The sequence below is a fragment of the Nocardioides sp. Leaf307 genome (assembly GCF_001423135.1).
Classification (GTDB): domain Bacteria; phylum Actinomycetota; class Actinomycetes; order Propionibacteriales; family Nocardioidaceae; genus Nocardioides; species Nocardioides kribbensis.
Genome location: NZ_LMNY01000002.1, coordinates 1,073,826 through 1,098,937, shown reverse-complemented (window position 1 = coordinate 1,098,937; position 25,112 = coordinate 1,073,826). Strand labels below are relative to the sequence as shown.

Below are 25,112 nucleotides of genomic sequence, written 5' to 3'. Positions count from 1 at the left end.
GGGTCACTCCACGCCGGCGGCCTTCTCCAGGGCCGCGACCTCGTCCTCGAGGAAGGTCAGCAGCCGCTGCAGGTGCGGCACGGTGCGGCGGCAGCCGGTGAGGCCGAAGGCCATCTGGCCGTCGTAGGAGGTGCAGGTGATGTTGAGGGCCATGCCGTTGATCGGGATCGACAGCGGGTAGACCCCCGTCATCCGCGCGCCGTTCCAGTAGTGGGTCGTGCGGGGGCCCGGCACGTTGCTGATGATGAGGTTGTAGGGCGAGCGGACGATGCCCTGCATCCGCAGCAGCGGCGGGATGATCGCCGGCGCCTGGCCCATCGCGGTCATCGCGATGATCTGCGTCGGCGTCATCGACGACAGCGCCTCCTTGCCGTCGACCATGGAGCGGTGGATGCTGCGCAGCCGGTCAGCCGGGTCGTCGAGGTGGGTGGCCAGCTGGGCCAGCACCGCGCCCACGGCGTTGCCGCCGTCGGCGGAGGCGATGTGGGAGGACTTCGCGTTCAACCCCACCGGCACCATCGCCACCATCGGCTGGTCGGGCAGCGCGTCGAGCTCGAGCAGGTAGGCGCGCATCGCGCCGCTGCACATCGCGAGCACCACGTCGTTGAGGGTCGTGCCGGTGGCCCGGCCGATGGCGTGCAGCCGCTCGATCGGCCAATCCTGGGCCGCGAAGCGGCGGGCGCCCGTGATCGGGCGGTTGAACATCGTGCGCGGCGTGCGCAGCGAGACCGTGGTCGTCTCGTTGCGCACCCCGCGGGCCAGGGTCCGCACCAGGGCCGAGGGCATGCCCGCGGCCTCGGCGCTGATGCCCAGCGCCGTGCGCGCCGCCCGCAGCGGCAGCTCGGCGAGGCTGCGGTCGCGGGTGGTGGCCAGCGCCTTCGAGCGGGTGGGCGGGCGGTAGCCCCACGGCGCGGGCATGTCGCGCTCGTCGGGGTCGGTGCCCAGCACGCTCTGGAGCAGGCGCATCGCCGAGACGCCGTCGACCAGCGCGTGGTGCGACTTGGTGTAGAGCGCCACCTTGCCGTCGGCCAGGCCCTCGATGACGTGCGACTCCCACAGCGGGCGCTCCCAGGCCAGGCGCGTGGAGTGCAGCCGCGAGCACAGCTCGAACAGCTCGCGGTAGCGGCCCGGCTCCGGCAGCGCGCTGTGGCGCACGTGGTGCTCCACGTCGAAGTCCTCGTCGGGCACCCACACCAGTTGGCCCGCGGTGCGCAGCGAGCGGTGGGGGCGCTTGAGGAAGAGCGGTGCGATCTCCTCGACGTCGCGCATCTGCTCGTACATCTCGCGCACGTAGTGCGGGCCCGCACCGGCCGGCTTCTCGAAGAGCTGCAGACCGCCCACGTGCATCGGCATGTGCCGGTTCTCGGCCAGCAGGAACGCCGTGGCGGTGGGGTCGATCGGAGTGACCACGAGAGGGCCTTTCGCTGGCAGGGGGCTGCTCGGCGGCGGCCCGGGGGCCAGGATGTCTCGCCGTGACGGTCGCCACAAGGTGAACGGTGAACTCCCGGTGAAGTGACGCCGGCCCGCGGGCGGTGTGCGTCACCCCGGCTGAGGGGTTCCCCTCGTCCTCGCGCGCGGGTCTTGCCGGGCCCCGGCGGCGGCCGCAGGCTCGACGTACGCCGTCCCTCCGACACCCGGGAGCCCTCGTGGTCCGCCGTCTCCTGCCCTCCGTCCTCGTCTCCGCGGCCCTCGCCGCGGGCGCGGTCGCGCTGCCGAGCGCGGCGCACGCCGCCGACTACTCCGCGCCGCTGCGCACCGCCGTCAGCGACCTGCCGACCGCCACCGAGGTCCGCACGGGCTACTCCCGCGACCTGTTCACCCACTGGATCGATGCCGACGGCGACGGGTGCAGCACCCGCAACGAGGTGCTCATCAGCGAGGCCGACGACCAGGTCACGGTCGGCTCGGGCTGCGCGCTGTCGGGCGGGCGCTGGTACTCCTACTACGACGGCGCGTCGTGGACCGCCACCTCCGACGTCGACATCGACCACATGGTGCCGCTGGCCGAGGCGTGGGACTCCGGCGCCCGCACCTGGTCGAGCGCGACCCGCCAGGCCTACGCCAACGACCTCGGCGACCACCGCTCGCTGGTCGGGGTGACCGACAACGTCAACCAGGCCAAGAGCGACCAGGACCCCGCCGAGTGGCTGCCGGCCCAGCAGGTGTGCCGCTACGTCTCGGAGTACGTCGCGGTCAAGCACCGCTGGCGGCTCAGCGTCGACGCGGCGGAGAAGGCGGCGCTGGTCTCCGTGGCCGACGGCTGCACCAACACCACGCTGACCGTCGCCCTCGCCCGCTGAGCCCGGCCGGACCCGGCCCGCCCGGCCCGACCCGGCCCACGAGTCGTCCACAGGCGCTCGCGCCCGTCGGTCCCTCCCCAGCCGGCCGCGGGCCGGGGCCGGCGGGGCCCGGATCTCCCTAGCGTCTTGGTCGACACCGGATCCCACCGGTGCGCGACCCTCGGGAGAGACACCATGACCAGCTCCACCCTGCGCCTGGCCGTCGCGGCGGCCGGCCTCACGCTCGCCGCCACCACCGGCTCCCTCGTCGGCGTGGCCGCGGCCCAGGCCGACCCCACCCCGCCGGCGCCCGACACGATCGTCAAGGTCACCGGCGACGCCCAGACCGGCTTCGGCATCAAGTACTACGACGGCAGCTCCGACTTCCCCCCGCGCCTGCGCGAGGCGCTCGACGACTGCGCCGACTACCCCGCCCGGATCGGCCAGGCGCGCTGCCGCACCAAGGTCAAGACGTGGTACCGCGACCTCGCCGACACCAAGCAGGCGCTGAAGTGGGCCCGGAGCGCGGCGTGAGGGCCCCGGCCCGGGCCGCCGCCCTGGTCGGCCTCGCCGGCGCCCTGGCCGGGGTCGGCCTGCTGCTGCCGGGCGCCAGCAACGGCACCCAGGCGCCGGCGCAGCCGCCGCCCGACACCATCGTCGAGGTGACCGGCGACGCCGCCAACGGCTTCGGCGTCCACCACTACGACGGCACCGCGCTCTACCCGCCCACCGACTCCGAGGCCGCGGCCGAGTGCGGGGAGTACGACACACGGGTCGCGCGGGTGCGCTGCCGCACCGAGGTGCGGGTCTGGTACCGCGACCTCGCCGACCTCCAGCAGGCCCTCGACTGGGCCCACCGCTAGGTCGTCCGCCCGCGCCGCTCCGGCCACGGCGGGGTCCCGGGTCTGGCACGATCAGGACCATGGAGGCCCCGCCGTTCGACCTCGTGTGGAGCCGCTCGCGCAGCTCGGCGCGGGTGCGGGTCGCCCGCTGGCGCTCCAAGCGCTGGCAGATCCTCCAGTGCGCGGTGGCCGCCGCCGTCGCCTGGCTCATCGCCAGCGACCTGCTGGGTCACGACGTGCCCGTCTTCGCCCCCATCGCCGCGGTGGTTAGCCTCGGCACCTCCTACGGCCAGCGGCTGCGCCGGGTGGCGGAGGTGACGGCGGGCGTGGCCATCGGGGTGCTCCTGGCCGACCTGCTCATCGTCTGGCTCGGCGGCGGCGCCTGGCAGCTGGGGCTCATCGTGGCCCTCGCCATGACCGCAGCGGTGCTGCTCGACGCCGGCACCCTCTTCGTCAACCAGGCTGCGATCCAGTCGATCTTCGTCGTGGCCCTGCTGCCGGGGTCGGGCGCCTCGCTGACCCGGTGGACCGACGCCCTCATCGGGGGCGGCGTCGCCCTGGTGGCGGCCACGGTGGTGCCGGCGGCGGCGCTGCGGCGCCCGCGCGAGCAGGCCGCTGTCGTGCTGCGCAAGGTCGCCGAGCTCCTGCGCGGCGCCGCCGACGTCATGGTCGACGGCGAGGTCGAGCGCGGCATGGCCCTGCTCGACGACGCCCGCAGCACCGACGCGCTCATCCGCCAGCTCCAGTCGGCGGCCGACGAGGGCATGGCCATCGTGGCGTCCTCGCCGTTCCGGGTCCGGCACAAGCCGGGCATCCGGCGCATGGCGGAGCTGGTGGGCCCGATGGACCGCGCGATGCGCAGCACCCGGGTGCTGGTGCGCCAGGTCGCGGTCGCCGCCTACCACCGCCGACCTGTGCCCACCTCCTACTCCGCGCTGGCCCGCGACCTCGCCGACGCCGTCGACGTGGTGGTCGAGGAGCTCACCCAGGACCGCCAGCCCACCGCGGCGATGCCCGCGCTGCTGGCGGTGGGCATGGCCACCGGGTCGGTCGAGCGCGCCGAGGAGATGACCGCCGAGGTCGTGCTGGCCCAGCTGCGCTCCGTCGTCGTCGACCTGCTCATGCTCACCGGGCTCTCGCAGCTGGAGTCGACCGACGCGCTGCCCCCGCCGCCGCGCTGAGCCGGGCGGGCCGGGTCACAGCTCGGCGCGCAGCTCCTGCACCACCGAGTCGACGACCGCCACGAGGTCGCCGCCGGTGCGCTCGGCCACCGCCCGCTGGCGTTGGTAGGAGGCGCCGCGGCGGGGGATGTCACCGACCAGGGCGAGCTCCTCGGAGCAGCCCAGCCGCTCCGCCACCGGGGCGAGGCGCTCCAGCAGGTCGGCCAGGTCGTCGGTGACCAGGCGCTCGGTGGAGTGCTCGTCGAGGATCACGATGGCCTCGAGGCCGTAGCGCGCCGCGCGCCACTTGTTCTCCTGCACGTGCCACGGCGGCATGGTGGGCAGCTCCTCGCCGCCGGCCAGCCGGGTATCGAGGTCGACCACCAGGCACTGGGTGAGCGCGGTCAGGGCCGCGAGGTCGGAGAAGGTGGAGACGCCGTCGCACACCCGGCTCTCGAGGGTGCCGAGGTGGGCGGCGGGCCGCACGTCCCAGCGGATCTCGGAGAGGTCGTCGATCACGCCGGTGGTGAGCTGGTCGTGGGCGAAGCGCTCGAACTCCTCCCAGGTCGCGAACTGGAAGGGCAGCCCGGCCGTCGGCAGCTGCTGGAACATGAGCGCCCGGTTGGAGGCGTAGCCGGTGTCGACCCCGGCCCAGATCGGGGAGGAGGCCGAGAGGGCCTGCAGGTGGGGGTAGTGGTTGAGCAGCGATGACAGCACCGGCATCACCCGGCGCCGCTCGGGCAGGCCGACGTGCACGTGCACGCCCCAGATCAGCATCTGCCGGCCCCACCACTGGGTGCGGTTGATGAGCTCCTCGTAGCGGTGGCCCTCGCTGAGCTGCTGGGTGGTCCAGGAGGCGAAGGGGTGGGTGCCGCCGCCGTAGAGGTCCACGCCCAGCTCGTCGGCGGCCGGCACGACCGCCTCCAGGGTGGCGCGCAGGTCCTCGACGGCGTCCCCGACGGTGTCGCAGATGCCCGTCACCGCCTCGACGGTGTTGCGCAGCAGCTCCTTGTGGAGCCGCTCGGGGTGGGGCAGCCGGGGCCCGGCGAGGGCGGAGAGGTCGGCGGCGCAGTGGGTCAGGTCGCGGTCGGTCTTGTCGACCAGCGCGAGCTCCCACTCCACCCCGAGCGTGGGGGTCGGCGACCCGTGGAAGTCGATGCGCACGCGCCCAGCGAACCACACGGGCGGCGTGAGGCAGATCGCAGCGGCGGAGTTTGGCCAGCCCGGGGCGGGCCCTGCGAGCATCGCGGCCATGTCGGAGAACCGTGAGCTGAACCTGACCCTGGACTTCTGTCTCCGGGTGGGGGAGGTGCTGCTGTCCTCGGGTGCCGGCGCGGCCGACGTGACCGCGACGATGCTCTCGCTGGCGCGCGCCCTCGGCTTCTGGCAGGCCGAGTGCGACATCACCTTCACCTCCCTGGAGATGTCGCACCAGACCAGCCCCGACGAGCCCCCGGTGATCGCCACGCGCCAGGTCAAGCAGCGGGTCATCGACTACCAGCACCTCACCCGCGTCGACCACCTCGTGCGCGACGTCCTGCGCGAGGACCTCGACCTGCGCCAGGCCCGGGCCGAGCTCGGCCGCATCGTCTCCACCGGTCACGACCGGCCCCGCTGGGCCGTCACCGGGGCCTGGGCCGCGATGAGCGCCGGCGTGGCGATGCAGCTCGGCGGCGACGCGGCCGTGGTCGTGCTGGCCCTGCTCAGCGCGGTCACCATCGACCGGCTCCAGCTGCGCATGGCCAAGCGCCGGATGCCGGCCTTCTACCAGCAGGTCGCCGGTGCGGGCGCCGCGACGCTGATCGCCGCGGCCGCCGCGGCCAGCCCGCTGAGCATCGACGTGTCGCTGGTGATCACCGCCAACATCGTCATGCTGCTGGCCGGCGTCGGCTTCATGGGCGGGCTCCAGGACGCCCTGACCGGCTTCTACATCACCGCCGGCGCCCGTCTGACCGAGGCGATCCTGGCCACGGCCGGCATCATCGCCGGCGTCAGCGGCGGGCTCAGCCTGGCCAACGTGGTCGGTGTCCAGATCCCCGAGATCGACCCCGGCCGCGTCGACATCCAGAGCGTGGGGCTGATGATCGTGGGCTCGGCGCTGGCCGCTGCGGCCTTCGCCTTCGCCTCCTACTCCCCGGGGCGCATCCTCGCCCCGATCGCGGGCATCGCCGCGGTGGCCATGGGCATCTCGACGTCGCTGGCCCAGCCCGGCCTGGGGCGGGCGTGGTCGGTCGGCACCGCGGCCTTCTTCGTCGGTCTCGTCGCCTTCGCCGTCGCCGGTCGGATGCGCGTGCCCCCGCTGGTGGTCGTGGTCTCGGCGATCGTGCCGATGCTGCCCGGCATCTCGATCTACCGGGGCCTCACGCTGCTGGCCGAGGGCGGGCGCCGCGACAGCTCCGAGGGCCTGCTGGCCATGGTCACCGCGGCCTCGGTCGCGATCGCGCTGGCCGCGGGCGTCATCCTCGGGGAGTACGTCGCCCAGCCCCTCAAGCGCGAGGCGCAGAAGCTCGAGGTCAGGCTCTCGGGGCCGCGACTGGTCGGCCCGGTGCGCGTGCGCAGCCGTCGCCCCGGCTCCTCGGCGCAGACCTCGCGCCGCGGTCGTGCCCGGGCCCGCGCGGAGGACGCCGACGACGGCGACGGCGGCACGGGCGGCACGGGCGACGACGGGGCCGGGTCGACGACTCAGCCGGGCTGAGCCAGCCGCTCGAGCCAGACCTCCGCGCTCCCGTCGTACGGCGCCCTGCGCGCGGCGACCGCGGCGTGCACCGCGTCGCACGACGCCCGGGCGGCCGCGACGACCTCGGGCGGGTAGGCGTAGCGCACCCGGTGCTCGGCGAACTCGTCCTCGTCGTCGACGTAGTCGCTCCCGTCGGCGCGACGCACGACGTCGAGGTCGAGGTCGACGGCGGTGACCACCGGGCCGTCGGGCCCCGCGAGCCAGCGGGGCGGGGTGGTGATGTCGACGTAGACCGACGCCCACGTGCCGGGGGCGTGGAAGGTGGCGACCCACCACTGCGCGGTCGCGACGGGCAGCAGGGTGACGGTGTCGACCTCGGAGACGAAGGCCGCGCCGGGGCGCGCGTGGTGGGTGCCGCGGGGCACGCCGACCCAGTCGCCGTGCTCGTCGGCGCCGAGGTGCACGCCCGCCATCCGCCAGTGGGGGCGCTCGCCCCACTTGGTGGTCTCGATGCGGACGGGCTGCCCCGGCGCCGGTCGCACGGGCCTCAGACCACCTGGGTCTTGGGCGGGAGCACCTTCTTCGACACCTTGGCCACGACGTCCTGGTAGCGGGAGCCGGCCAGCTTGCCGAAGGTGTGCAGCGCGTGGGCGTCGAGACCGACGAGCACCCGGGCCTGGTTGCGGGTGATGCCGCGCACGATGATGGCGGCGGCCTTCTCCGGGGTCATCTTGGCCAGCTTCTCGTCGAAGAACTTGGCCGTGGCGGCCTGGTCCTCGCCCGCGGAGACGCGGGAGTTGCGGGCGATGGCGGTCTTGATGCCGCCGGGGTGCACCGAGGTCACGCCGACCGGGTGGCCGGCGATGAGCATCTCCTCGCGCAGGGCCTCGGTCATGCCGCGCACGGCGTACTTGGAGGCGTTGTACATGCTCTGCCCGGGCATCGAGATCAGCCCGAAGAGCGAGGACAGGTTGACCACGTGGCCGTCGCCGGAGGCGATGAGGTGGGGCAGGAAGGCCTTGGTGCCGTGCACCACGCCCCAGAAGTTGATGCCGATGATCCAGTCGATGTCGTCGTACTCCAGCTCGACCAGGTCGCCGGCCAGCGCGACGCCGGCGTTGTTGACGACCACGTTGACCCGGCCGAAGTGGTCGACGACCGCGGCGGCGTAGGCCTCGAAGGCGTCGCGGTCGGCGACGTCGAGCCGGTCGGTGCGCACGTCGCGGGCGCCGGCGGCCCGCGCCTGGCGGGCGGTCTCGGCCAGGCCGGCCTCGTCGACGTCGGAGAGGGCCAGGCGCGAGCCCTTGCCGGCGAGGTTGAGGGCCAGGGCCCGGCCGATGCCGGATCCGGCGCCGGTGATCACGACGACCTTGTCGGTCAGCGTCTTCATGCGTTCACGTCCTCACGTGTCGGGGTGCTGCGGGGGGCGGGGTCGGTGTGCGGCGCGCCGACGGCGTAGGCCGGGGTGTCGAAGCGGGCGAGCAGGCGGCGGAAGCCGAAGGTGGAGCGCGGCCACAGGGTGGTGTTGCGCCCGTGCTCGTCCTGGTACCAGCTGGAGCAGCCGCCGGTGCTCCACACCGTGCGGTCCATGCGCTGCTGGAGGCTCTCGTTCCAGGCGGCGGTGGCCCGCTCGGTGGGCTCGACCGTGGCGTAGCGGTGCCGGCGCATCGTGCGGATCGCGTCGCGCACGTAGGCGACCTGCGACTCGATCATGAAGACCATGCTGGAGTGGCCCAGGCCGGTGTTGGGGCCGACCAGCAGGAAGAGGTTGGGGAACTCCGGCACGGTGGTGCCCTTGTAGGCCGCCATGCCGCTCTCCTTCCAGCGCGCGGCCAGGGTGCGGCCGGTGCGGCCCACCAGGTGCTCGGTGATGGGCAGCTCGGTGGTGTGGAAGCCGGTGGCGACGATGACGACGTCGACCTCGCGCTCGGTGCCGTCGGCGGTCACGATGCCGCGCTCGGTGAGCCGGGCGATCCGGTCGGTGACCAACTCGGTGGTCGGGCGGGCCAGGGCGGGGTAGTAGCGGTTGGAGATGAGGATCCGCTTGCAGCCGATCTGGAAGTCGGGGGTGACCTTCGCGCGCAGCTCCGGGTCGCTGATCGAGCGGGCGATGTTGGCCTCGGCGGCCTTGCGCGCCGGCAGCAGCACCGCGGGGGCCAGGGTGAAGGGCGGCACGTAGGACTCGCGGCCCCAGTAGATCGCCGTGCGGTAGGCCTTCTGCAGCCCGGGCACGTGGCGCAGGGCGGCCTTCTCCAGGCGCGAGTAGGTGCGGTCGTGGCGCGGCATCACCCAGGGTGCGGTGCGCTGGTAGACGTCGAGGTGCTCGGCCCGCTCGGCGACCTCGGGGATGATCTGGATCGCCGAGGCGCCGGTGCCGATGACGGCGACGCGCTTGCCGGTGAGGTCGGCGGTGTGGTCCCAGCGGGCGGAGTGGAAGACCTCGCCGCCGAAGGACGCCAGCCCCTCGATGTCGGGCAGCTTGGGCTCGGAGAGGCCGCCGGCGCCGACGACGAGGTCGCGGGCCAGGTAGTCGCCGCGGCTGGTCTCGACCAGCCACGCCTGCTCCTCGGCCCGCCAGGTGGCGGTCTCCAGCGCGGTGTCGAACACGAAGCGGTCGAGCACGCCCGACTCGCGCGCCACGCGCTGGATGTAGGCCTGGATCTCCGGCTGGGGCGAGAACGACATCGACCAGTCGGGGTTGGGCGCGAAGGAGTAGGAGTAGAGCTGGCTGGGCACGTCGCAGGCGGCGCCGGGGTAGGTGTTGTCGCGCCACGTGCCGCCGACGTCGCCGCCCTTCTCGAGGACGACGAAGTCGCGCTCGCCGTCGGCGTCGAGCTGGATCGCGGCGCACAGGCCCGCGAAGCCGGCGCCGACGACGAGGTGGTCGACGCGGCGCGCGCCGGCCGGGACCGGGGTGGTGTCGGTGGTCATGGTCACGAGGGTATTGGCGTTATTGAAAAAGTGTCAATAGAGTGGGGTCCGTGACCCGCAGCACCTCCTCCCGCACCCGGCTCAGCCCCGACGAGCGACGCGCCCAGCTGCTCGACCTCGGCGTGCGCCTGCTCGCGACCCGCTCGGTCGACGAGCTGAGCATCGACCTGCTCGCCGAGGAGGCCGGCATCTCGCGCGGGCTGCTCTACCACTACTTCGGCAACAAGCACGCCTTCCACGAGGCCGTCGTGCGACGGGCCGCCGACGACCTCATCGAGCAGACCGCCCCGCCCACCGTGGGCGACCCGATCGAGCGGCTGCTGCTGTCGATGACCGCCTACCTCGACTACGTCGTGGCCAACCACGAGGGCTACCTCTCGCTGGTCAAGGGTGCCGCCGGCGGCAACGAGACGCTCCGCGAGATCTACGAGGAGGCCCGCTCGACCCTCACCGACCGCATCTTCCGCGAGGACGCCCAGGGCCAGCTCGTCCCCGACACCCCCGCGAGCCGGCTCATGGTGCGCGCCTGGGCGGCCATGAACGAGCAGCTCGTGCTCGCCTGGATCGAGCACCCCGCCGGCATCACCCGCGACGACCTGGTGGCGATGATGGCGGGCTCGCTGCCCGCCCTGGTCGGCGTGCTGCCCCCGGTTGGACCGGCGGGACCGGCCGGGTCTCACTCCACCCCGGCCGAGAGGTCGTAGACGCTCACGCCGTCGACGCTCTGCGCGGTGAAGGTCGACTCCACCCAGGCCGTGATCTCCGCCGCCGCGTCCGAGCCGCCGTCGGACCCGCCGGCGCCGCCCAGCACGCCGCCCATCGGGCCGCCCATCGCGCCACCCCCGCCGATGAACCAGTGGATCTCGCCGTCCGCGACGTACTGCTGGAACTCCTCGAGGGTGGGGCTGGGGTCGCTGCCGTTGAAGCCGCCGATCGCCATCACCGGCTCCTGGGTGGCCAGCTGGTAGCCCGACGCAGTGTTGGAGCCCACCGCCGCCGCGACCCACGTGAAGGAGTCGGCGTCGCCGGTGAGCAGCGCGTCCAGCGCCTCGCTCGACGTGCTCGCCTCCAGCAGCCCGCCCGTGCTCGCCCCGGGCACGCCGCCCGTCCCGCCGGGGCCGCCCATGCCTCCGGGGCCGCCCATGCCTCCGGGGCCGGTGGTGGTCGTCGGTCCGGCGGTGGGGATCGAGCCGGTGTGCGGGGTGGCGGCGGTCGACAGCGCGTACGCCGTCGGGCCGGCCAGGGCCGCGACCAGCGCCGCGGCCGCCACGACCCGGCCCGCGCGGCGGGGCAGGTGCCGCACCCCGGCGAGCGCCAGCGTGGCGAGCGCGCCGACCGCGGCCACGACGTACTTCAGCCAGGGGTGCCAGTCGCCCGCCCGGTCGAGCAGCACGAAGGCCAGCGACGCGGTCAGTGCCGTGGTCGTGGCGAGCACCCCGCTGACCAGCAGCGAGTCGCGGTGCGACCACGCCGACCAGGCGCCGATGCCGACGAGTGCGGCGATCGCGGGGGCCAGGGCGACGGTGTAGTAGGCGTGGAAGATGCCGCCCATGAAGGAGAAGGTCACCGCGGTGACCACGAGCCAGCCCAGCCAGACGGCGAGCGTGCCGCGCAGCACGCGGGGGCTGCGGGGGCTGCTGGGGCCGGGGGCCGACGCCGGGCCGCGGCGCCAGGTGAGGGCCAGCGCCGTCACCCCCAGGACCACGGCGGCCGGCAGCAGCCACGCGACCTGCCCGCCGATCTCGCTGCCGAGCAGGCGCAGCGCCCCGGTCTCGCCCCAGCCGCCCGCGCCGCCCACCGAGCCGGTCTCCTCGCCGGTGATGCGGCCCAGGCCGTTGTAGCCGAGGGTCAGCTCGAGGACCGAGTCGCCCTGCGAGCCCCCGATCCAGGGCCGCGAGGACGCGGGCCACAGCTCGACGACCGCGACCCACCAGCCGCCGGCGACCACCGTCGAGGCGAGGGCGACCAGCAGGTGGCCCACCCGCCGTCCCAGCGGCACGGCGGCGAAGAGGGCGTAGGCCAGCGCGAAGGCCGGCAGCACCAGGAAGGCCTGGAGCATCTTGGCCAGGAAGGCCAGCCCGACCAGCGCCCCGGCCAGGGCGATCCAGCGCACCGGGCGGACGCCCTCGAGGGCGCGCTGCACGGCGTACGCCGCCGCCACCAGCAGGAGCACCAGCATCGCGTCGGGGTTGTTGAAGCGGAACATGAGCACCGCCACCGGCGTGAGCGCCAGCACGGCGCCCGCCAGCAGGCCGGCCCCGGCCGAGCCGGTCGCGCGCCGCACGAGGGCGTGCAGCAGGGCCACGGCGCCGACGCCCATCAGCGCCTGCGGCACGAGGATCGCCCACGAGGAGAGCCCGAAGGCCCGCACCGAGAGCATCATCGGCCACAGCGACAGCGGGGTCTTGTCGACGGTGATCGAGCTGGCGGCGTCGGAGGAGCCGAAGAAGAAGGCCTTCCACGACTCCGAGCCGGCCTGCACGGCGGCGGAGTAGAAGGAGTTGGCCCAGCCCGAGGCGCCGAGGCCCCACAGGTAGAGCAGGGCCGTCGAGCCCAGGAGCAGGGCGAGCGCCACGCGCTCCCGGGGGAGTCTCAGGACCCCGGGAGCGGTGGCGCCCGCGTCTGGGTGGGTGGTCGCTCGGACGGGTGCGGCGGTGCTGGTCGACATGACCGCCAGCCTGCGGCCGCCGGCTGGGGCGACCTCAGGGCCGCGCTGTCAGCGGCCTGTGACCCGCGAGGGCCACCCGGCGCCGAGCCTACGCCGGATCGGCGGCCCGGACGACCTCGGCCAGCTGGTCGAGGCCCCAGGCGAGGTCCTCGGCGGTGATGACCAGCGGCGGGGCCAGGCGGATCGTGGAGCCGTGGGTGTCCTTGGCCAGGACGCCGCGCGCCATGAGCGCCTCGCAGACCTCGCGGCCGGTGCCGACGGCGGGGTCGATGTCGATGCCGGCCCACAGGCCGCGGGTGCGCACGCGCAGCACGCCGTGGCCCACCAGCGCCTCGAGCCGGTCGCGCAGCACGACGCCGAGCTCGGCCGCGCGGTCCTGGTGCTCGCCGGTGGCCAGCATCCGCACGACCTCGAGGCCGACGGCGCAGGCCAGCGGGTTGCCGCCGAAGGTCGAGCCGTGCTGGCCGGGGCGCAGCACGCCGAGCACGTCACGGTCGGCCGCGATGGCCGAGACCGGCACGATGCCGCCGCCGAGCGCCTTGCCCAGCACGTAGACGTCGGGCACGACGCCCTCGTGGTCGCAGGCGAAGGTCTTGCCGGTGCGGCCCAGGCCGGCCTGGATCTCGTCGGCGACCATCAGGACGTTCTCGCGGGTGCAGACCTCGCGCAGTCCGCGCAGGAAGCCGTCGGGGGGCAGCACGACGCCGCCCTCGCCCTGGATCGGCTCGATGAGCACGGCGACGGTGTCGGCGTCGATCGCGGCCTCGATGGCCTCGAGGTCGCCGTAGGGCACCATCTGGAAGCCGGGGGTGAAGGGGCCGAAGCCGTTGTGGGCGTCGGGGTCGTCGGAGAAGCTGACGATGGTCGTCGTGCGGCCGTGGAAGTTGCCGGCGGACACGATGATCTTGGCGTGGCCGGGCGTCACGCCCTTGACCTCGTAGCCCCACTTGCGCGAGACCTTGATCGCGGTCTCGACGGCCTCGGCGCCGGTGTTCATCGGCAGCACGAGCTCCTTGCCGCACAGGTCGCCCAGCTCGGCGCAGAAGTCGGCGAAGCGGTCGTGCACGAAGGCACGGCTGGTGAGCGTGAGGCGATCGAGCTGCTCGTGCGCGGCGCGCAGCAGGCCGGGGTGGCCGTGGCCGAAGTTGAGCGCGGAGTAGCCCGAGAGGAGGTCGAGGAAGCGCTTGCCGTCGACGTCGGTCATCCAGGCGCCCTCGGCGTGCTCCACGACGACCGGCAGCGGGTGGTAGTTGTGCGCCGTGCGCGCCTCGGCGCGCTGGTAGAGCTCGGTGCTGCGGGCGACCTCGGTGGTGGCGGTCGTGGCGTCGGTCAGGGATGCCGTCATGGCTCGTCTCCTCCTGGAGGCCCGTCCCGGCGTGCGGGAGGGTCGGGGCGGGTCGGTCGGATCGTGGGTCGCGTCGCGCGACCTCCCCACACCACCAGGCACGGGGACGGAATCCGAGGATTGTCAGACAATCCCTCACGAGAGTAACCCCACGTACGGCGGGCCGCCGAATGCTCGAGGCCCCCTCGACCGGCCCGGTCGCCCCGGAGCCGACCCTCAGCCCGCCGCCCCGGGCAGCGTCACCTCGACCGCGGTGTCGCCCGGTCGGCTGACGAGCGTGACCCGGCCCCCGTGGGCCGTCACGATGGCCTCGACCAGCGCCAGCCCGAGCCCCGCGCCGCCCGGTGCGGCCACGCCGCCGCGGGTGCGCGCGGTGTCGCCGCGGGCGAAGCGCTCGAAGGCGTGGTCGAGCAGCTCGGGCGGGAAGCCCGGCCCGTCGTCGTGCACCCGGAAGCCGTCGGGCAGCGCGGTGACGGTGACCGTGGAGCCGGCGGGGGTGTACTTGCGGGCGTTGGTGAGCAGGTTGGTCACCACCTGGTGCAGCCGCTGCTCGTCGCCGTCCACCTCGGCCGGTGCCTCCTCCGGCAGCTCCAGGCGCCAGTGGTGGTCGGGGGAGAGCACGCGGGCGTCGGAGACCGCCTCGAGCAGCAGCCGGGTGAGGTCCACCGGTGCCGACTCCAGCGGTCGCCCGGCGTCGAGGCGCGCGAGCAGGAGGAGGTCCTCGACCAGCGAGGTCATCCGCCCCGACTCCTCCTCCACCTTCGCCAGCGCGGTGGCGACCGCGGTGGCGTCGTCGGGTCGGCGGCGGGCCAGCTCGGTGTAGCCGGCGATGGTGGCCAGCGGCGTGCGCAGCTCGTGGGAGGCGTCGGCCACGAACTGGCGCACCTGCAGCTCGCTGCGGTGGCGGGCCTCCAGCGACGACTCCACGTGAGCGAGCAGCGTGTTGAGCGCCGAGCCCACCCGGCCGACCTCGGTGCGCTCGTCGGTGAGGTGGGCGGGCACGCGCTCGGTCAGGTCGATCTCGCCCTGCGCCAGCGGAAGCTCCGCCACCGTGTGAGCGGTGTCGGCGACCTCGCGGAGGGGGCGCAGCTGTCGGCGTACGACGAGCAGGCCGGCCAGCCCCGCGACGGCCCCGCCGAGCAGGATGAGCACCACCTCGGTGGTGACCAGGGTCGACACCACCCCGTCGAGGTCGTCGGTCGGCAGGCCCGCGGCCACGGTGTAGTCGCCGGAGGCGGTCTCGCGCACGGCCACGCGGTAGGACCCGACGCCGGGCAGGTCGACCTCGCGCGGGCGGCCGTCGGCCGGGAGGTCGGCGAGGAGGTCGAGGGCGGCCGTGGAGAGCGCGCGGGTGCCGGGCCGCCCGTCCTCGCCGGGGGTCAGCACGCAGCCGGCCGGGTCGGCCTCGTAGTCGGCGTACTGCTCGAAGAAGGCCGTCAGGGTGCCGACCGACTGCCCCCGGCCGGGGTCGTCGCCGTCGCCCGGCCCCCGGTCACGGTCGTCGAGGTCGTCGGGCACGCCGCCGACGGGCGGGTCGGGGGTCGAGCAGGGCACGAAGAACTGCGACGCCGCGACGTACTCCGCGCGCTGCAGCGCCGCCCGCACGTCGTCGTCGACCTGGCCGAGCAGGTAGGAGCGCACGGCGAGGGTGGCGACGGTGCCGATGAGCAGCGAGACGAGCAGCACGAGCGCCACGGCCGTGAGGACCAGGCGGGAGGTGAGGGAGGCGAGGCGGCCCACGGGGTGCCGGCGCCTAGGCGGCGGGCTTGAGCACGTAGCCCGCGCCGCGCATGGTGTGGATCATCGGGTCGCGACCGGCGTCGATCTTCTTGCGCAGGTAGGAGATGTAGAGCTCCACCACGTTGGCCTGGCCGCCGAAGTCGTAGTTCCACACCCGGTCGAGGATCTGGGCCTTGCTGAGCACCCGGCGGGGGTTGCGCATGAGGAAGCGCAGCAGCTCGAACTCGGTGGCGGTCAGGCTGATCTCGGTGCCGCCGCGGAAGACCTCGTGGCTGTCCTCGTCGAGGGACAGGTCGCCGACGGTGAGCACCGACGACTCGGCGGCCTGCTGGGCCCCGGCGCGCCGCATGAGGCCCCGCAGCCGCGCCACGACCTCCTCCAGCGAGAAGGGCTTGGTGACGTAGTCGTCGCCGCCCGCGGTCAGCCCGGCCACCCGGTCCTCGACGGCGTCGCGCGCCGTGAGGAACACGACCGGCACGTCGGGGTCGTGGGTGCGCATGCGGCGCAGCACCTCGAGGCCGTCGAAGTCGGGCAGCATCATGTCGAGCACCACGGCGTCGGGGCGGAAGTCCTTCGCGGCGGCGACCGCCTTCGTGCCGGTGTGGGCCGCACTCACCTCGAAGCCCTCGTAGCGCAGCGCCATCGAGATCAGCTCGGCGATGTTGACCTCGTCGTCGACGACGAGGACGCGCAGGGGACTGCCGTCGGGTCGGGTGAGCTCCATGGCTCCACTCTGGCCCAGGTGCCTGTGCGTCCGCTGTGGACGTCCTGGGTGTCGGACGTGCGTGCCGCGACGGTGCGCTGAGCGGTGACGGCGGGGAGCGACGTGGTGCGGGGGATGCGCGACGAGACCGGGGCGGGACCTCCGTCGGTCGTGGGTCAGTCGCCGGTGGCGGTGGCGGTGGCGCCGGTGGTGGCGCCGGTCGTGGGGGTGGGGTCGGTCGAGGCGCCGGGAGGAGAGGTGGGGTCGCCGGGGGAGCCCGGCGCGTCGGCGGAGCCGTCGTCCGACGGCTGTCCCGGGAAGGTCCCCTGCTGCACCGGCGGTCGTCCCCCGAAGCCGCCCGGACCGCCCGGTCCGCCCGACCGGCCGTCGTCGGACCCGCCTGCGGCGACGCCGAGCACGGCGCCGCCGGTCCCGCCGATGAGCAGGCTGGCCAGCGCGACGGCCACGACGCCCCGCAGGGCGAGCACCCGTCGCCGCCACCCACCTCCGGCCGGTGGGGCGTCGTCGGCGTTCGGACGGGCGGCGGCGGGGAGGTCGTGCGTCTGGTCACTCATGCCGCCAGCGTCGACGCCCCTGCTGTGCCCACCCTGTGCCCCGACCGTGAGTCCGGCGGGCCGATCCGGGCCTCGGTGGTCGGGCAGGGAGAGCCCGGCACGATGGTTGAGGTGGGAGCGTCAGCCTCGCGGTGGTTGAGGAGGGAGCGTCAGCCTCGCGGTGGTTGAGGAGGGAGCGCCAGCGACCGTCTCGAAACCACCCTCGCGCGACAGCAGAACCCCCTCCACAGATCACCCGACACATCTAGTCATCGAATGCCTGTTCGAATAAACTAGGCGCATGCTCCTCGACCTCGACACCACCGGCGCCGTGGTCGACGTCGAGTCCCTCGAGGCCGACGAGGTCCTGGAGTACGCCGCCGACACCGCCCGCTCGGTACGTACCGCCGAGCGCCGCACGCTGCGGGTCATGGCCCGCTGGGGTGCGATGAACCCCGACCGGGCCTACGCGTGGTCGGTGCCCGGGATGATCCGCCACGGCCTCGACGAGTTCGCCGCCGAACCCCTCGCGCTGGCGTTGGAGATGTCGCCGNCCGACCGGGCCTACGCGTGGTCGGTGCCCGGGATGATCCGCCACGGCCTCGACGAGTTCGCCGCCGAACCCCTCGCGCTGGCGTTGGAGATGTCGCCGGTCAACGCCGGCTGCAACCTCGCGGAAGTCATGGAGCTGGTCCACCGCCTCCCACGCATCTGGGCGATGGTGGACGACCTCACCCTCCCCGGCTGGCGGGCGCGGCGGATCGCCTCCCAGACCCAGGTGTTGAACGACACCGGTGCTGCGTTCGTGGACCGCAAGGTCGCCGCCCTCGGGGCGAAGGTCCAAGGACTCGGATCGCGACGGATCGAGCTGTTCGTCGCCGAGGCGGCCGCCAGGCACAACCCCCACGCCCAGGCCGCGCTGGAGGAGCGGGCCCGCGGTGGGTGGAACGTGAGGGTGACCCACGACGTCGACCGCGGCTCCGCCTCGGGCACCTCGTGGCTCGAGGCGACCGGTGACACCCAGGACCTCACCCGCTTCCACGACCTGATCTGCGCCACCGCCGCCGAGCTCGGACGCCACCAGAGCGCCACTGGAGCCGTGGTCGAGTCGCTGGAGGTCCGTAAAGCCAGGGCGATCGGGGTGATCACCGACCGCGCCCAAGGATTGACCGCGTTGGACTCGGTGGAGCCCACGACTGCCAAGGAACGGGTCGTCTACCTCCACCTGCGCCCCGAGGACCTCGCACGCGCCGAGACCCTCGCCGCCCTCGACACAACCCGCACGAGTAGGGAAGAACCAGCGCCGGAGGAGCCCCCGCCACCCGCCGAGGCCCCGGCCGACGAGCCCCCACCCGACCCCCGGGACCTGCCCGCCCCGGATTCCGAGGACGACTCCGAGCCCCCTGCAGCAGCGCCTGCAGGCCTCGCGGCGGCCCCGGTGGCTGAGGAGCGAGCGCAGCGAGCGTCTCGAAGCCAGGCCTCCGCCGGCGGCGACCCCGAGACCACACCCGCCGAACAGGCCACGGCCCCGGTGGCTGAGGAGCGAGCGCAGCGAGCGTCTCGAAGCCAAGCCCCGGCCACCGACGAACAGCCCGCGGACGAGCAGCCCGCCGACGAGCACCCTGCGGGCGACCCGTACCGCACCACCGGACCCGACCTGCGCCCCACAGCGGTCCATCGCCACCACGAGACCAGCTGGCTGTCCCAGATCGACCGCACCGGCCCACCACCCGGCGCCGCGGTCGTCGAGGGCCTCGGCGTCGTCTCCACCACCACCCTGCGCCGCTGGCTGGACGGCACCAAGGTCTACGTGAGACCTGTCATCGACCTCGACCCCACCACCGCCGGCGCCGTCGACCGGCACGACCCACCACCCTGGATGCGCGAACACGTGGTCATCCGCGACCCCCGATTGTCATCGACCTCGACCCCACCACCGCCGGCGCCGTCGACCGGCACGACCCACCACCCTGGATGCGCGAACACGTGGTCATCCGCGACCCCCGATGCGTGTTCCCCGGCTGCAGCGTGCCCTCACGACGCTGCGACCTCGACCACATCACCCCCCACCGATCCCTCGACCACGGCGGACGCCACGGTCAGACGCACCCCTCCAATCTCGCGCCGCTGTGCCGCCACCACCACCGGTTGAAGACCACCGGCTCCGAGGGCAGCCCACCCTGGAGCTACCACCGGCATCCCGACGGCACCTACACCTGGACCAACCCGCTCGGCTGGACGACCCTCGTCCGCGCCGGCTGAGGCGCGGGGCCTCACGGCCGATCGCACCCCTGACGGGTGCGCGTCAGCGGACGCGGAGGTCGAGCCACCAGGCGTTGGCGTCGACGTACTCGGGCGAGGTCGAGAGGGCGTCGACGAAGAAGTGGTAGCGACCCGCGGGCAGGGAGAAGGCGGTGCGCCAGCGCTGTCGTGGTCCGGGGCGGACCATGTGCACCGTCGGGTCGCCGTCGACCGGGGTGACGTGCACCTCGACCCGACCGCGCGGTGGCGCCAGCGTGCCCGAGACGACGACCCGGGGGTCGGCGACGGTCATGTCCTCGCAGGCCCGGACGCCCGGGCAGGGGGTGCCGTCGAGGCGGGGGCGGGAGAGCGCCAGGGCGGCGTAGACGTCGTGGGCCGGGCTGACCACGTCGGGTCGACCACCGGAGCGGTCCCGCCGTGCCCGCCACGTGGCGCTCTGGTCCGCGGTGCGTCGCAGGGTCACCCAGCCGCGAGCGTTGGCGCGCTGCTCGGAGGTGGTGCGCACCGCGCCGTCGGTGAGCACCCGTCGGAAGTGGACCCGGGCGCCGTCGACCGGGGTGACCACGCCGGTGAGCAGCCCGGCGTGGAGGGCGCGGGCGCGCAGCGTGAAGCGGCTGCCGACGGGCGGCGGGTCGCCGACGTCGGCGACGTGGTCGAGGCGCAGCCAGTCGCTCGGCTCCAGGTCGTCGCCGAAGCGGCTCTTCTTCCAGAAGAAGACGTCGAGGCGGGCCGTCGGGCTCCCCACGCAGCCTCCGGTGAGGAGGCCGGCCGTCCAGTCGTCCTGGTTGCCGGGCACCTCGCGGACGGTGCCGGTGAAGTCGGGACCGTGGAGGACGGCCGCGTCGAGGTGGACCCGCTCGAAGACGCCGTCGCCGAGGTCTACCGGGTCGCTGGTGTAGGTGACGCCGCCGGCCTCGACCCACCACACACCCTGCGGCGCGACGCCCTCCGGGGCGTCCTCGCCGCCCCCCGCGCCCATGACCACCACCGACACCGACGGCAACGACCCCGAGCGGTGCCGCACCACCCCGCCCAGGGAGTCGGCGGTGCCCTCGACGAGCAGGCTGCCCTGGCCGGAGGTGGCGGGTCCGGCAGGGAGGCCGACGCGGGTGGTGTCGGCCTCCACGAGGTCGCAGTCGAGCCGACGCAGCGACCAGTCGTCGGGGTCGAGCCCGTGGGTAGGGCGGATGAACGTCTCACCGCCCTGCGCGGGTCCGACGTGCCCCGCGACGGCGAGCAGCGGCGCGAGGAGGGCGGCGGGCACGAGCATCAGCAGACGGCGCATGACCCAGGGTGCGCCGCCAGCAGCCGGCGCGACCAGAGGCCGAGGGCCCGCGCCGGCAACCCGTTGGCCCCCGTCACCCGGCCGCAGGCAGAATGGGGAGCATCATGTCCTCCCCGCGCCCGGCCGGAGAGCAGGCGCCGCCCGAGCTCTCGATCACCTACCCCGCCGAGCTCCCCGTCACCCAGCGCCGCGACGACATCGCGCAGGCCATCCGCGACCACCAGGTCGTGATCGTGGCCGGGGAGACCGGCTCCGGCAAGACCACGCAGCTGCCCAAGATCTGCCTCGAGCTCGGCCGCGGCCGGCGTACGACGAGGAAGGGCCGCGACGGCAAGGAGCGCAGCTCGGGCGGGCTGATCGGCCACACCCAGCCGCGCCGGATCGCGGCCCGGTCGGTGGCGGAGCGGATCGCCGACGAGCTCGGCCAGCCGCTGGGGGAGGAGTCGGTGGTCGGCTACCAGGTGCGCTTCACCGACCGCACGACCCGCGCGACCCGCGTCAAGCTGATGACCGACGGCATCCTGCTCGCCGAGCTCCAGCGCGACCGCATGCTGCGCCGCTACGACACGATCATCATCGACGAGGCCCACGAGCGCTCGCTCAACATCGACTTCCTGCTGGGCTACCTGCGCCGCCTGCTGCCGCAGCGACCCGACCTCAAGCTCGTCATCACCTCGGCGACCATCGACCCCGAGCGCTTCGCCGCCCACTTCGCCGACCGCGACGGCAAGCCGGCCCCGATCATCGAGGTGTCGGGGCGCACCTATCCCGTCGAGGTCCGCTACCGCCCGCTCATGGTGCTGCCGGAGGAGGCGGGCGACGACCAGGACGAGGACGGCGAGGTCGTCGTGCGCGACCAGACCGAGGCGATCGTGGAGGCCTGCCGCGAGCTCTTCGCCGAGGGACCCGGCGACATCCTGGTCTTCCTGCCCGGCGAGCGGGAGATCCGCGACACCGCCGAGGCGCTGACCGAGGCCACCCAGGGCACCCGCGGCGGCGGCACGGAGGTCGTGCCCCTCTACTCCCGGCTCTCGGCCGCCGAGCAGCACCGCGTCTTCAGCTCCCACACCGGGCGCCGCATCGTGCTGGCGACCAACGTCGCGGAGACCTCGCTGACCGTGCCCGGTATCCGCTACGTCGTCGACACCGGCGTCGCGCGCATTAGCCGCTACTCGCTGCGCACCAAGGTCCAGCGGCTGCCGGTGGAGGCGATCAGCCAGGCCTCGGCCAACCAGCGCTCCGGGCGCTGCGGTCGCGTCGCGGCCGGCGTGGCGATCCGGCTCTACTCCGAGGAGGACTTCGAGGCGCGCCCGGAGTTCACCGACCCCGAGATCCTGCGCACCAACCTGGCCAGCGTCATCCTGCAGATGACCAGCCTCGGTCTCGGCGACGTGGCCCGCTTCCCCTTCGTCGAGCCCCCCGACCGGCGCAACGTGCAGTCGGGGGTGCAGCTGCTCGAGGAGCTCGGCGCGCTGCCCTCGACCGGCGCCCCGGAGGCCCGGCGGCTGACCCGGCTCGGGCAGCGCCTCGCCCGGCTGCCGATCGACCCGCGCCTGGGCCGCATGATCCTCGAGGCCGAGCGGCTCGGCTGCGTGCGCGAGATGCTCGTCGTGGCGGCCGCGCTGTCGCTGCAGGACCCCCGCGAGCGCCCCGCGGAGCAGCAGGCCCAGGCCGACCAGCTCCACGCCCGCTTCAAGGCCGAGGGCTCCGACTTCCTGACCTGGCTCAACCTGTGGTCGCACCTGCGCGAGCAGCAGCGCGAGCTCTCCGGCAGCGCCTTCCGCCGCATGTGCAAGCGGGAGTTCCTCAACTACCTGCGGGTGCGCGAGTGGCAGGACTTCGAGTCGCAGCTGCGCCAGGTCTGCAAGGAGATGGGCATCGAGGTCGGCCGACCCGCCGACCAGCCCGACGCCGACGGCATCCACCAGGCCCTGCTGTCGGGTCTGCTGTCGCAGATCGGCCTGCTGGAGGAGCGCGAGAAGGAGGCCCCGGGCGCCAAGGCGCGCACCGGTCGCCGCCCGATGCGGGAGTACCTCGGCGCGCGCGGCGCCCGGTTCGCGATCTTCCCCGGCAGCGGACTGGCCCGGAAGCCCCCGCAGTACGTCATGGCCGCCGAGCTCGTTGAGACCGGCCGTCTCTGGGCCCGCCAGGCCGCGGGCTTCGACCCGGCCTGGGCCGAGCGCCTCGGTGGCGACCTGGTCAAGCGCACCTGGTCGGAGCCGCACTGGTCGAAGAAGCGCGCCTCGGTCGTGGCCTACGAGCGGGCGACCCTCTACGGCGTGCCGCTGGTCGCCGACCGGCTCGTGGCCTACGGCAAGGTCGACAAGGAGCTCTCGCGCGAGCTCTTCATCCGCCACGCGCTGGTCTACGGCGAGTGGGCGCAGCTCACCTCGGGCCGCCACCGCTTCTACGCCGAGAACCTGCGCCTGCTCGAGGAGGCCGCCGAGCTCGAGCACCGCGCCCGGCGCCGCGACATCGTGGTCGACGAGCACACCCTCTTCGACTTCTACGACGCCCGGATCGGCCCCGACGTCGTCAGCGGCTCGCACTTCGAGCAGTGGTGGAAGCAGGAGCGCCGCCGCCGCCCCGACCTGCTGACCTTCGACCCGGCGATGCTGACCCACGACGCGGCCGCCGAGGTCAGCGAGGCCGACTACCCCGAGCAGTGGGCCGCCGACGAGGGTCTGACGTTCCCCATCGCCTACCACTTCGAGCCGGGCGCCGCCGACGACGGCCTCACCATCGACGTGCCCGTCACCACCCTCAACCGGGTCGGGGCCGACGACTTCTCCTGGGTCGTGCCCGGGCTGCGCGAGGAGCTGGTCACCAGCCTGATCCGCAGCCTGCCGAAGAACCTGCGCGTCAGCTTCGTGCCCGCCCCCGACCGCGCCCGCGACTTCCTGCGCGAGGTGCCGGCGGGCGAGGAGCCGCTGCTCGACGCCCTCGAGCGCTGGTGCCGCTCGACCACCGGCGTCGTCGTGCCCCGCGAGGCGTGGGACTGGACCAAGGTGCCCGAGCACCTGCGACCGACCTACCGCGTCGTCGACGACACCGGGGCCGAGCAGGCCCGCGGCAAGGACCTCGAGGCGCTCAAGGAGCCGCTGCGCCCGCGCTTCGCCCAGGCCATGGCCGAGGTCGCCGCCGACTCCGGGGTCGCCCGCAGCGGTGAGACCGGCTGGACCTTCGGCACCATCGAGCCCTCCTTCGTGCAGACCCGCGCCGGCCACGAGGTCCGCGGCTTCCCGGGGCTGGTCGACGAGGGCGCCAGCGTCGGGCTCGCGGTCGCGGGCTCCGAGGACGAGCGCGACGCCCGCCACCGCCTCGGCGTCGCGCGGCTGCTGCTGCTCGAGCTGCCCTCGCCGGTCAAGCGGGTGCTCGACTCGCTCACCAACGCCGAGAAGCTCGGGCTGGCCGGCTCGCCCTACGCCTCGGTCGCCGAGCTGCTCGAGGACTGCCGCGCCGCCGTGGTGCAGGCCGTCGTCGACGCCCGCCCGCCGGCCCGCACCCCCGAGGCGTACGCCGCCCTGCGCGAGGCCGCCGGCCGCGACCAGGAGGCCCACCTGCGCGCCGTGCTCGGAGACGTGGTGCGCGTGCTCGACGCGTGGCGGCGCACCGAGAAGTCGCTGTCCGGCCGCGCCGACATGGCCATGCTCCCGGCCCTCACCGACATGCGGGCCCAGCTCGCGCGGCTGGTGCACCGCGGGTTCGTCGCCGAGGCGGGCACGACCTGGCTGCGGCGCTACCCGACCTACCTCGCCGCGCTCGACCAGCGCCGGGCCCGTCTCGACCAGGGCGGCGCCGCGGCGCACCGCGACCGGCTGCTGATGGACCAGGTGGCCGACCTGCAGGCCGCGTGGGCGCACCGGACCGAGGCGCTGGCGCCGGGCCGCCCGCCGGGGGAGGCGCTGCGCCAGGTGCGGTGGCTGCTGGAGGAGTGGCGGGTCTCGCTGTGGGCCCAGCAGCTCGGCACCGCCGTGCCGGTCAGCGACCAGCGGATCCGCAAGGCCCTGGGCTGACCGGTCCGCGGCCGCACAGCCCGGGCGTAGTGTCGAGCGGGTGACCCAGCGCCCCCACCACCGGCCCATGCGCAAGGCCGGGGCCTTCTTCGACGAGTTCGTCGGCGGCGACGACCCCGCGATGGTCAGCGAGGCCGCCGACCGCGCCGCCCACCTGCTGGTGCGCGGCGCGGCCGACTCGCGTGACGACGCCGTGGCCGAGCGGCTGCTGCACCTCGCCGAGACCGAGGGCATCGAGACCATCGCCGAGGTGTGGGCCGGCTCGCCGGCCGACTCGCTGGCCGGCTGCCTGCGGCGGCTCTTCGTGCTGCGGCAGTGGGTGCACGCCGACCCGACCGCGGTGGCGCGCGAGTTCGAGGCCGGGCGGGCCCGCGCCCAGGTGGCGCGGGTCGTCGCGGGGGTCGCCGACCCGCCGACGCCCGAGGGCCTGCAGGCGATGGTCGACCAGGTGCTGCGCGGCATCGTCGCCGGCGACTTCGCCGACGTGCTCTTCCGCGCTGCGGCCTTCTCCCGGGTCGTCGCCACCGGCCGAGCCGGACTGCCCGAGCGCACCGACGCCGAGGTGCAGCGCATGCTCGGGCTCTCCGAGCAGCTCGAGGCCGCGGGCCACGCCGAGCTGGCCTCGCGCCTGGCCTGAGCCGGCTCCCGCG

Annotated in this window: 19 protein-coding genes; 8 read left to right on the top strand and 11 right to left on the bottom strand. The window is 74.3% G+C overall.

The window, feature by feature from the left end:
• Positions 1 to 3: 3 nt before the first annotated feature.
• Positions 4 to 1,410: a WS/DGAT/MGAT family O-acyltransferase gene (locus ASF50_RS14405; RefSeq protein ID WP_082500556.1), complete on the bottom strand. Its 1,407-nt coding sequence runs from the start codon at positions 1,408 to 1,410 to the stop codon at positions 4 to 6.
• 236 nt (positions 1,411 to 1,646) lie between these two features.
• On the opposite strand from ASF50_RS14405, the gene ASF50_RS14400 reads away from it, so the two are divergent.
• The 4 genes from ASF50_RS14400 to ASF50_RS14385 all read left to right on the top strand — a co-directional run bounded on the left by ASF50_RS14400 (position 1,647) and on the right by ASF50_RS14385 (position 4,302).
• A complete protein-coding gene (locus ASF50_RS14400; RefSeq protein ID WP_082503190.1) occupies positions 1,647 to 2,300 on the top strand; it encodes an HNH endonuclease family protein in 654 nt (217 codons plus the stop codon).
• A 174-nt stretch (positions 2,301 to 2,474) separates the two neighbouring features.
• The gene (locus ASF50_RS14395) at positions 2,475 to 2,813 is read left to right on the top strand and encodes a hypothetical protein (protein WP_056904852.1); all 339 of its coding nucleotides are present in this window, start codon (positions 2,475 to 2,477) and stop codon (positions 2,811 to 2,813) included.
• A complete protein-coding gene (locus ASF50_RS14390; protein ID WP_056865823.1) occupies positions 2,810 to 3,142 on the top strand; it encodes a hypothetical protein in 333 nt (110 codons plus the stop codon). The genes ASF50_RS14395 and ASF50_RS14390 overlap by 4 nt, the downstream gene beginning before the upstream one ends.
• 59 nt (positions 3,143 to 3,201) lie before the next feature.
• Positions 3,202 to 4,302, top strand: coding sequence for an FUSC family protein (locus tag ASF50_RS14385; RefSeq protein WP_056865792.1), 1,101 nt, complete (start codon positions 3,202 to 3,204; stop codon positions 4,300 to 4,302).
• 15 nt (positions 4,303 to 4,317) lie between these two features.
• Here ASF50_RS14385 and ASF50_RS14380 read toward each other — a convergent pair whose 3' ends face one another.
• Positions 4,318 to 5,445: a glutamate--cysteine ligase gene (locus tag ASF50_RS14380; protein WP_056865793.1), complete on the bottom strand. Its 1,128-nt coding sequence runs from the start codon at positions 5,443 to 5,445 to the stop codon at positions 4,318 to 4,320.
• A gap of 88 nt (positions 5,446 to 5,533) precedes the next feature.
• Between ASF50_RS14380 and ASF50_RS14375 the strand changes: the two genes are divergently transcribed.
• Positions 5,534 to 6,976 carry a threonine/serine ThrE exporter family protein gene (locus tag ASF50_RS14375; RefSeq protein ID WP_082503189.1) on the top strand — a complete coding sequence of 481 codons (1,443 nt, stop codon included), beginning with the start codon at positions 5,534 to 5,536 and terminating at the stop codon, positions 6,974 to 6,976.
• Here the strand turns inward: ASF50_RS14375 and ASF50_RS14370 are convergent.
• From ASF50_RS14370 to ASF50_RS14360, 3 genes are read right to left on the bottom strand one after another with little or no spacing between them, the layout of a single operon-like run.
• Positions 6,964 to 7,500: a DUF402 domain-containing protein gene (locus ASF50_RS14370; RefSeq protein WP_056865794.1), complete on the bottom strand. Its 537-nt coding sequence runs from the start codon at positions 7,498 to 7,500 to the stop codon at positions 6,964 to 6,966. The genes ASF50_RS14375 and ASF50_RS14370 overlap by 13 nt on opposite strands.
• A gap of 5 nt (positions 7,501 to 7,505) precedes the next feature.
• A complete protein-coding gene (locus tag ASF50_RS14365) occupies positions 7,506 to 8,348 on the bottom strand; it encodes an SDR family NAD(P)-dependent oxidoreductase (RefSeq protein WP_056865795.1) in 843 nt (280 codons plus the stop codon).
• Positions 8,345 to 9,889, bottom strand: coding sequence for a flavin-containing monooxygenase (locus ASF50_RS14360; RefSeq protein ID WP_056905044.1), 1,545 nt, complete (start codon positions 9,887 to 9,889; stop codon positions 8,345 to 8,347). The genes ASF50_RS14365 and ASF50_RS14360 overlap by 4 nt, the downstream gene beginning before the upstream one ends.
• Positions 9,890 to 9,939: 50 nt before the next feature.
• On the opposite strand from ASF50_RS14360, the gene ASF50_RS14355 reads away from it, so the two are divergent.
• Positions 9,940 to 10,593 (top strand): TetR/AcrR family transcriptional regulator, encoded by a 654-nt coding sequence (locus ASF50_RS14355; protein ID WP_235557674.1) that lies wholly within the window; start codon positions 9,940 to 9,942, stop codon positions 10,591 to 10,593.
• On the opposite strand, the gene ASF50_RS14350 is transcribed toward ASF50_RS14355, so the two are convergent.
• The 6 genes from ASF50_RS14350 to ASF50_RS14320 all read right to left on the bottom strand — a co-directional run bounded on the left by ASF50_RS14350 (position 10,566) and on the right by ASF50_RS14320 (position 20,446).
• Positions 10,566 to 12,464 (bottom strand): ArnT family glycosyltransferase, encoded by a 1,899-nt coding sequence (locus ASF50_RS14350; protein WP_235557673.1) that lies wholly within the window; start codon positions 12,462 to 12,464, stop codon positions 10,566 to 10,568. The two genes, ASF50_RS14355 and ASF50_RS14350, sit on opposite strands and share 28 nt — an antisense overlap.
• Positions 12,465 to 12,645: 181 nt before the next feature.
• A complete protein-coding gene (gene rocD, locus ASF50_RS14345) occupies positions 12,646 to 13,902 on the bottom strand; it encodes an ornithine--oxo-acid transaminase (RefSeq protein ID WP_082503187.1) in 1,257 nt (418 codons plus the stop codon).
• A gap of 216 nt (positions 13,903 to 14,118) precedes the next feature.
• On the bottom strand, positions 14,119 to 15,642 hold the full coding sequence (locus ASF50_RS14340; RefSeq protein WP_056904850.1) for a sensor histidine kinase: 1,524 nt from the start codon (positions 15,640 to 15,642) through the stop codon (positions 14,119 to 14,121).
• 13 nt (positions 15,643 to 15,655) lie between these two features.
• Positions 15,656 to 16,366 (bottom strand): response regulator transcription factor, encoded by a 711-nt coding sequence (locus tag ASF50_RS14335; RefSeq protein ID WP_056865799.1) that lies wholly within the window; start codon positions 16,364 to 16,366, stop codon positions 15,656 to 15,658.
• A gap of 155 nt (positions 16,367 to 16,521) precedes the next feature.
• The gene (locus ASF50_RS19085; RefSeq protein ID WP_056904849.1) at positions 16,522 to 16,920 is read right to left on the bottom strand and encodes a hypothetical protein; all 399 of its coding nucleotides are present in this window, start codon (positions 16,918 to 16,920) and stop codon (positions 16,522 to 16,524) included.
• A 2,284-nt stretch (positions 16,921 to 19,204) separates the two neighbouring features.
• On the bottom strand, positions 19,205 to 20,446 hold the full coding sequence (locus tag ASF50_RS14320; RefSeq protein ID WP_056904847.1) for a hypothetical protein: 1,242 nt from the start codon (positions 20,444 to 20,446) through the stop codon (positions 19,205 to 19,207).
• A 104-nt stretch (positions 20,447 to 20,550) separates the two neighbouring features.
• On the opposite strand from ASF50_RS14320, the gene hrpA reads away from it, so the two are divergent.
• Both hrpA and ASF50_RS14310 read left to right on the top strand, forming a co-directional pair.
• Complete coding sequence (hrpA, locus tag ASF50_RS14315; protein ID WP_235557672.1) at positions 20,551 to 24,462, top strand: ATP-dependent RNA helicase HrpA; 3,912 nt, start codon at positions 20,551 to 20,553, stop codon at positions 24,460 to 24,462.
• 40 nt (positions 24,463 to 24,502) lie between these two features.
• Positions 24,503 to 25,099, top strand: coding sequence for a hypothetical protein (locus ASF50_RS14310; RefSeq protein ID WP_235557671.1), 597 nt, complete (start codon positions 24,503 to 24,505; stop codon positions 25,097 to 25,099).
• Positions 25,100 to 25,112 lie beyond the last annotated feature (13 nt).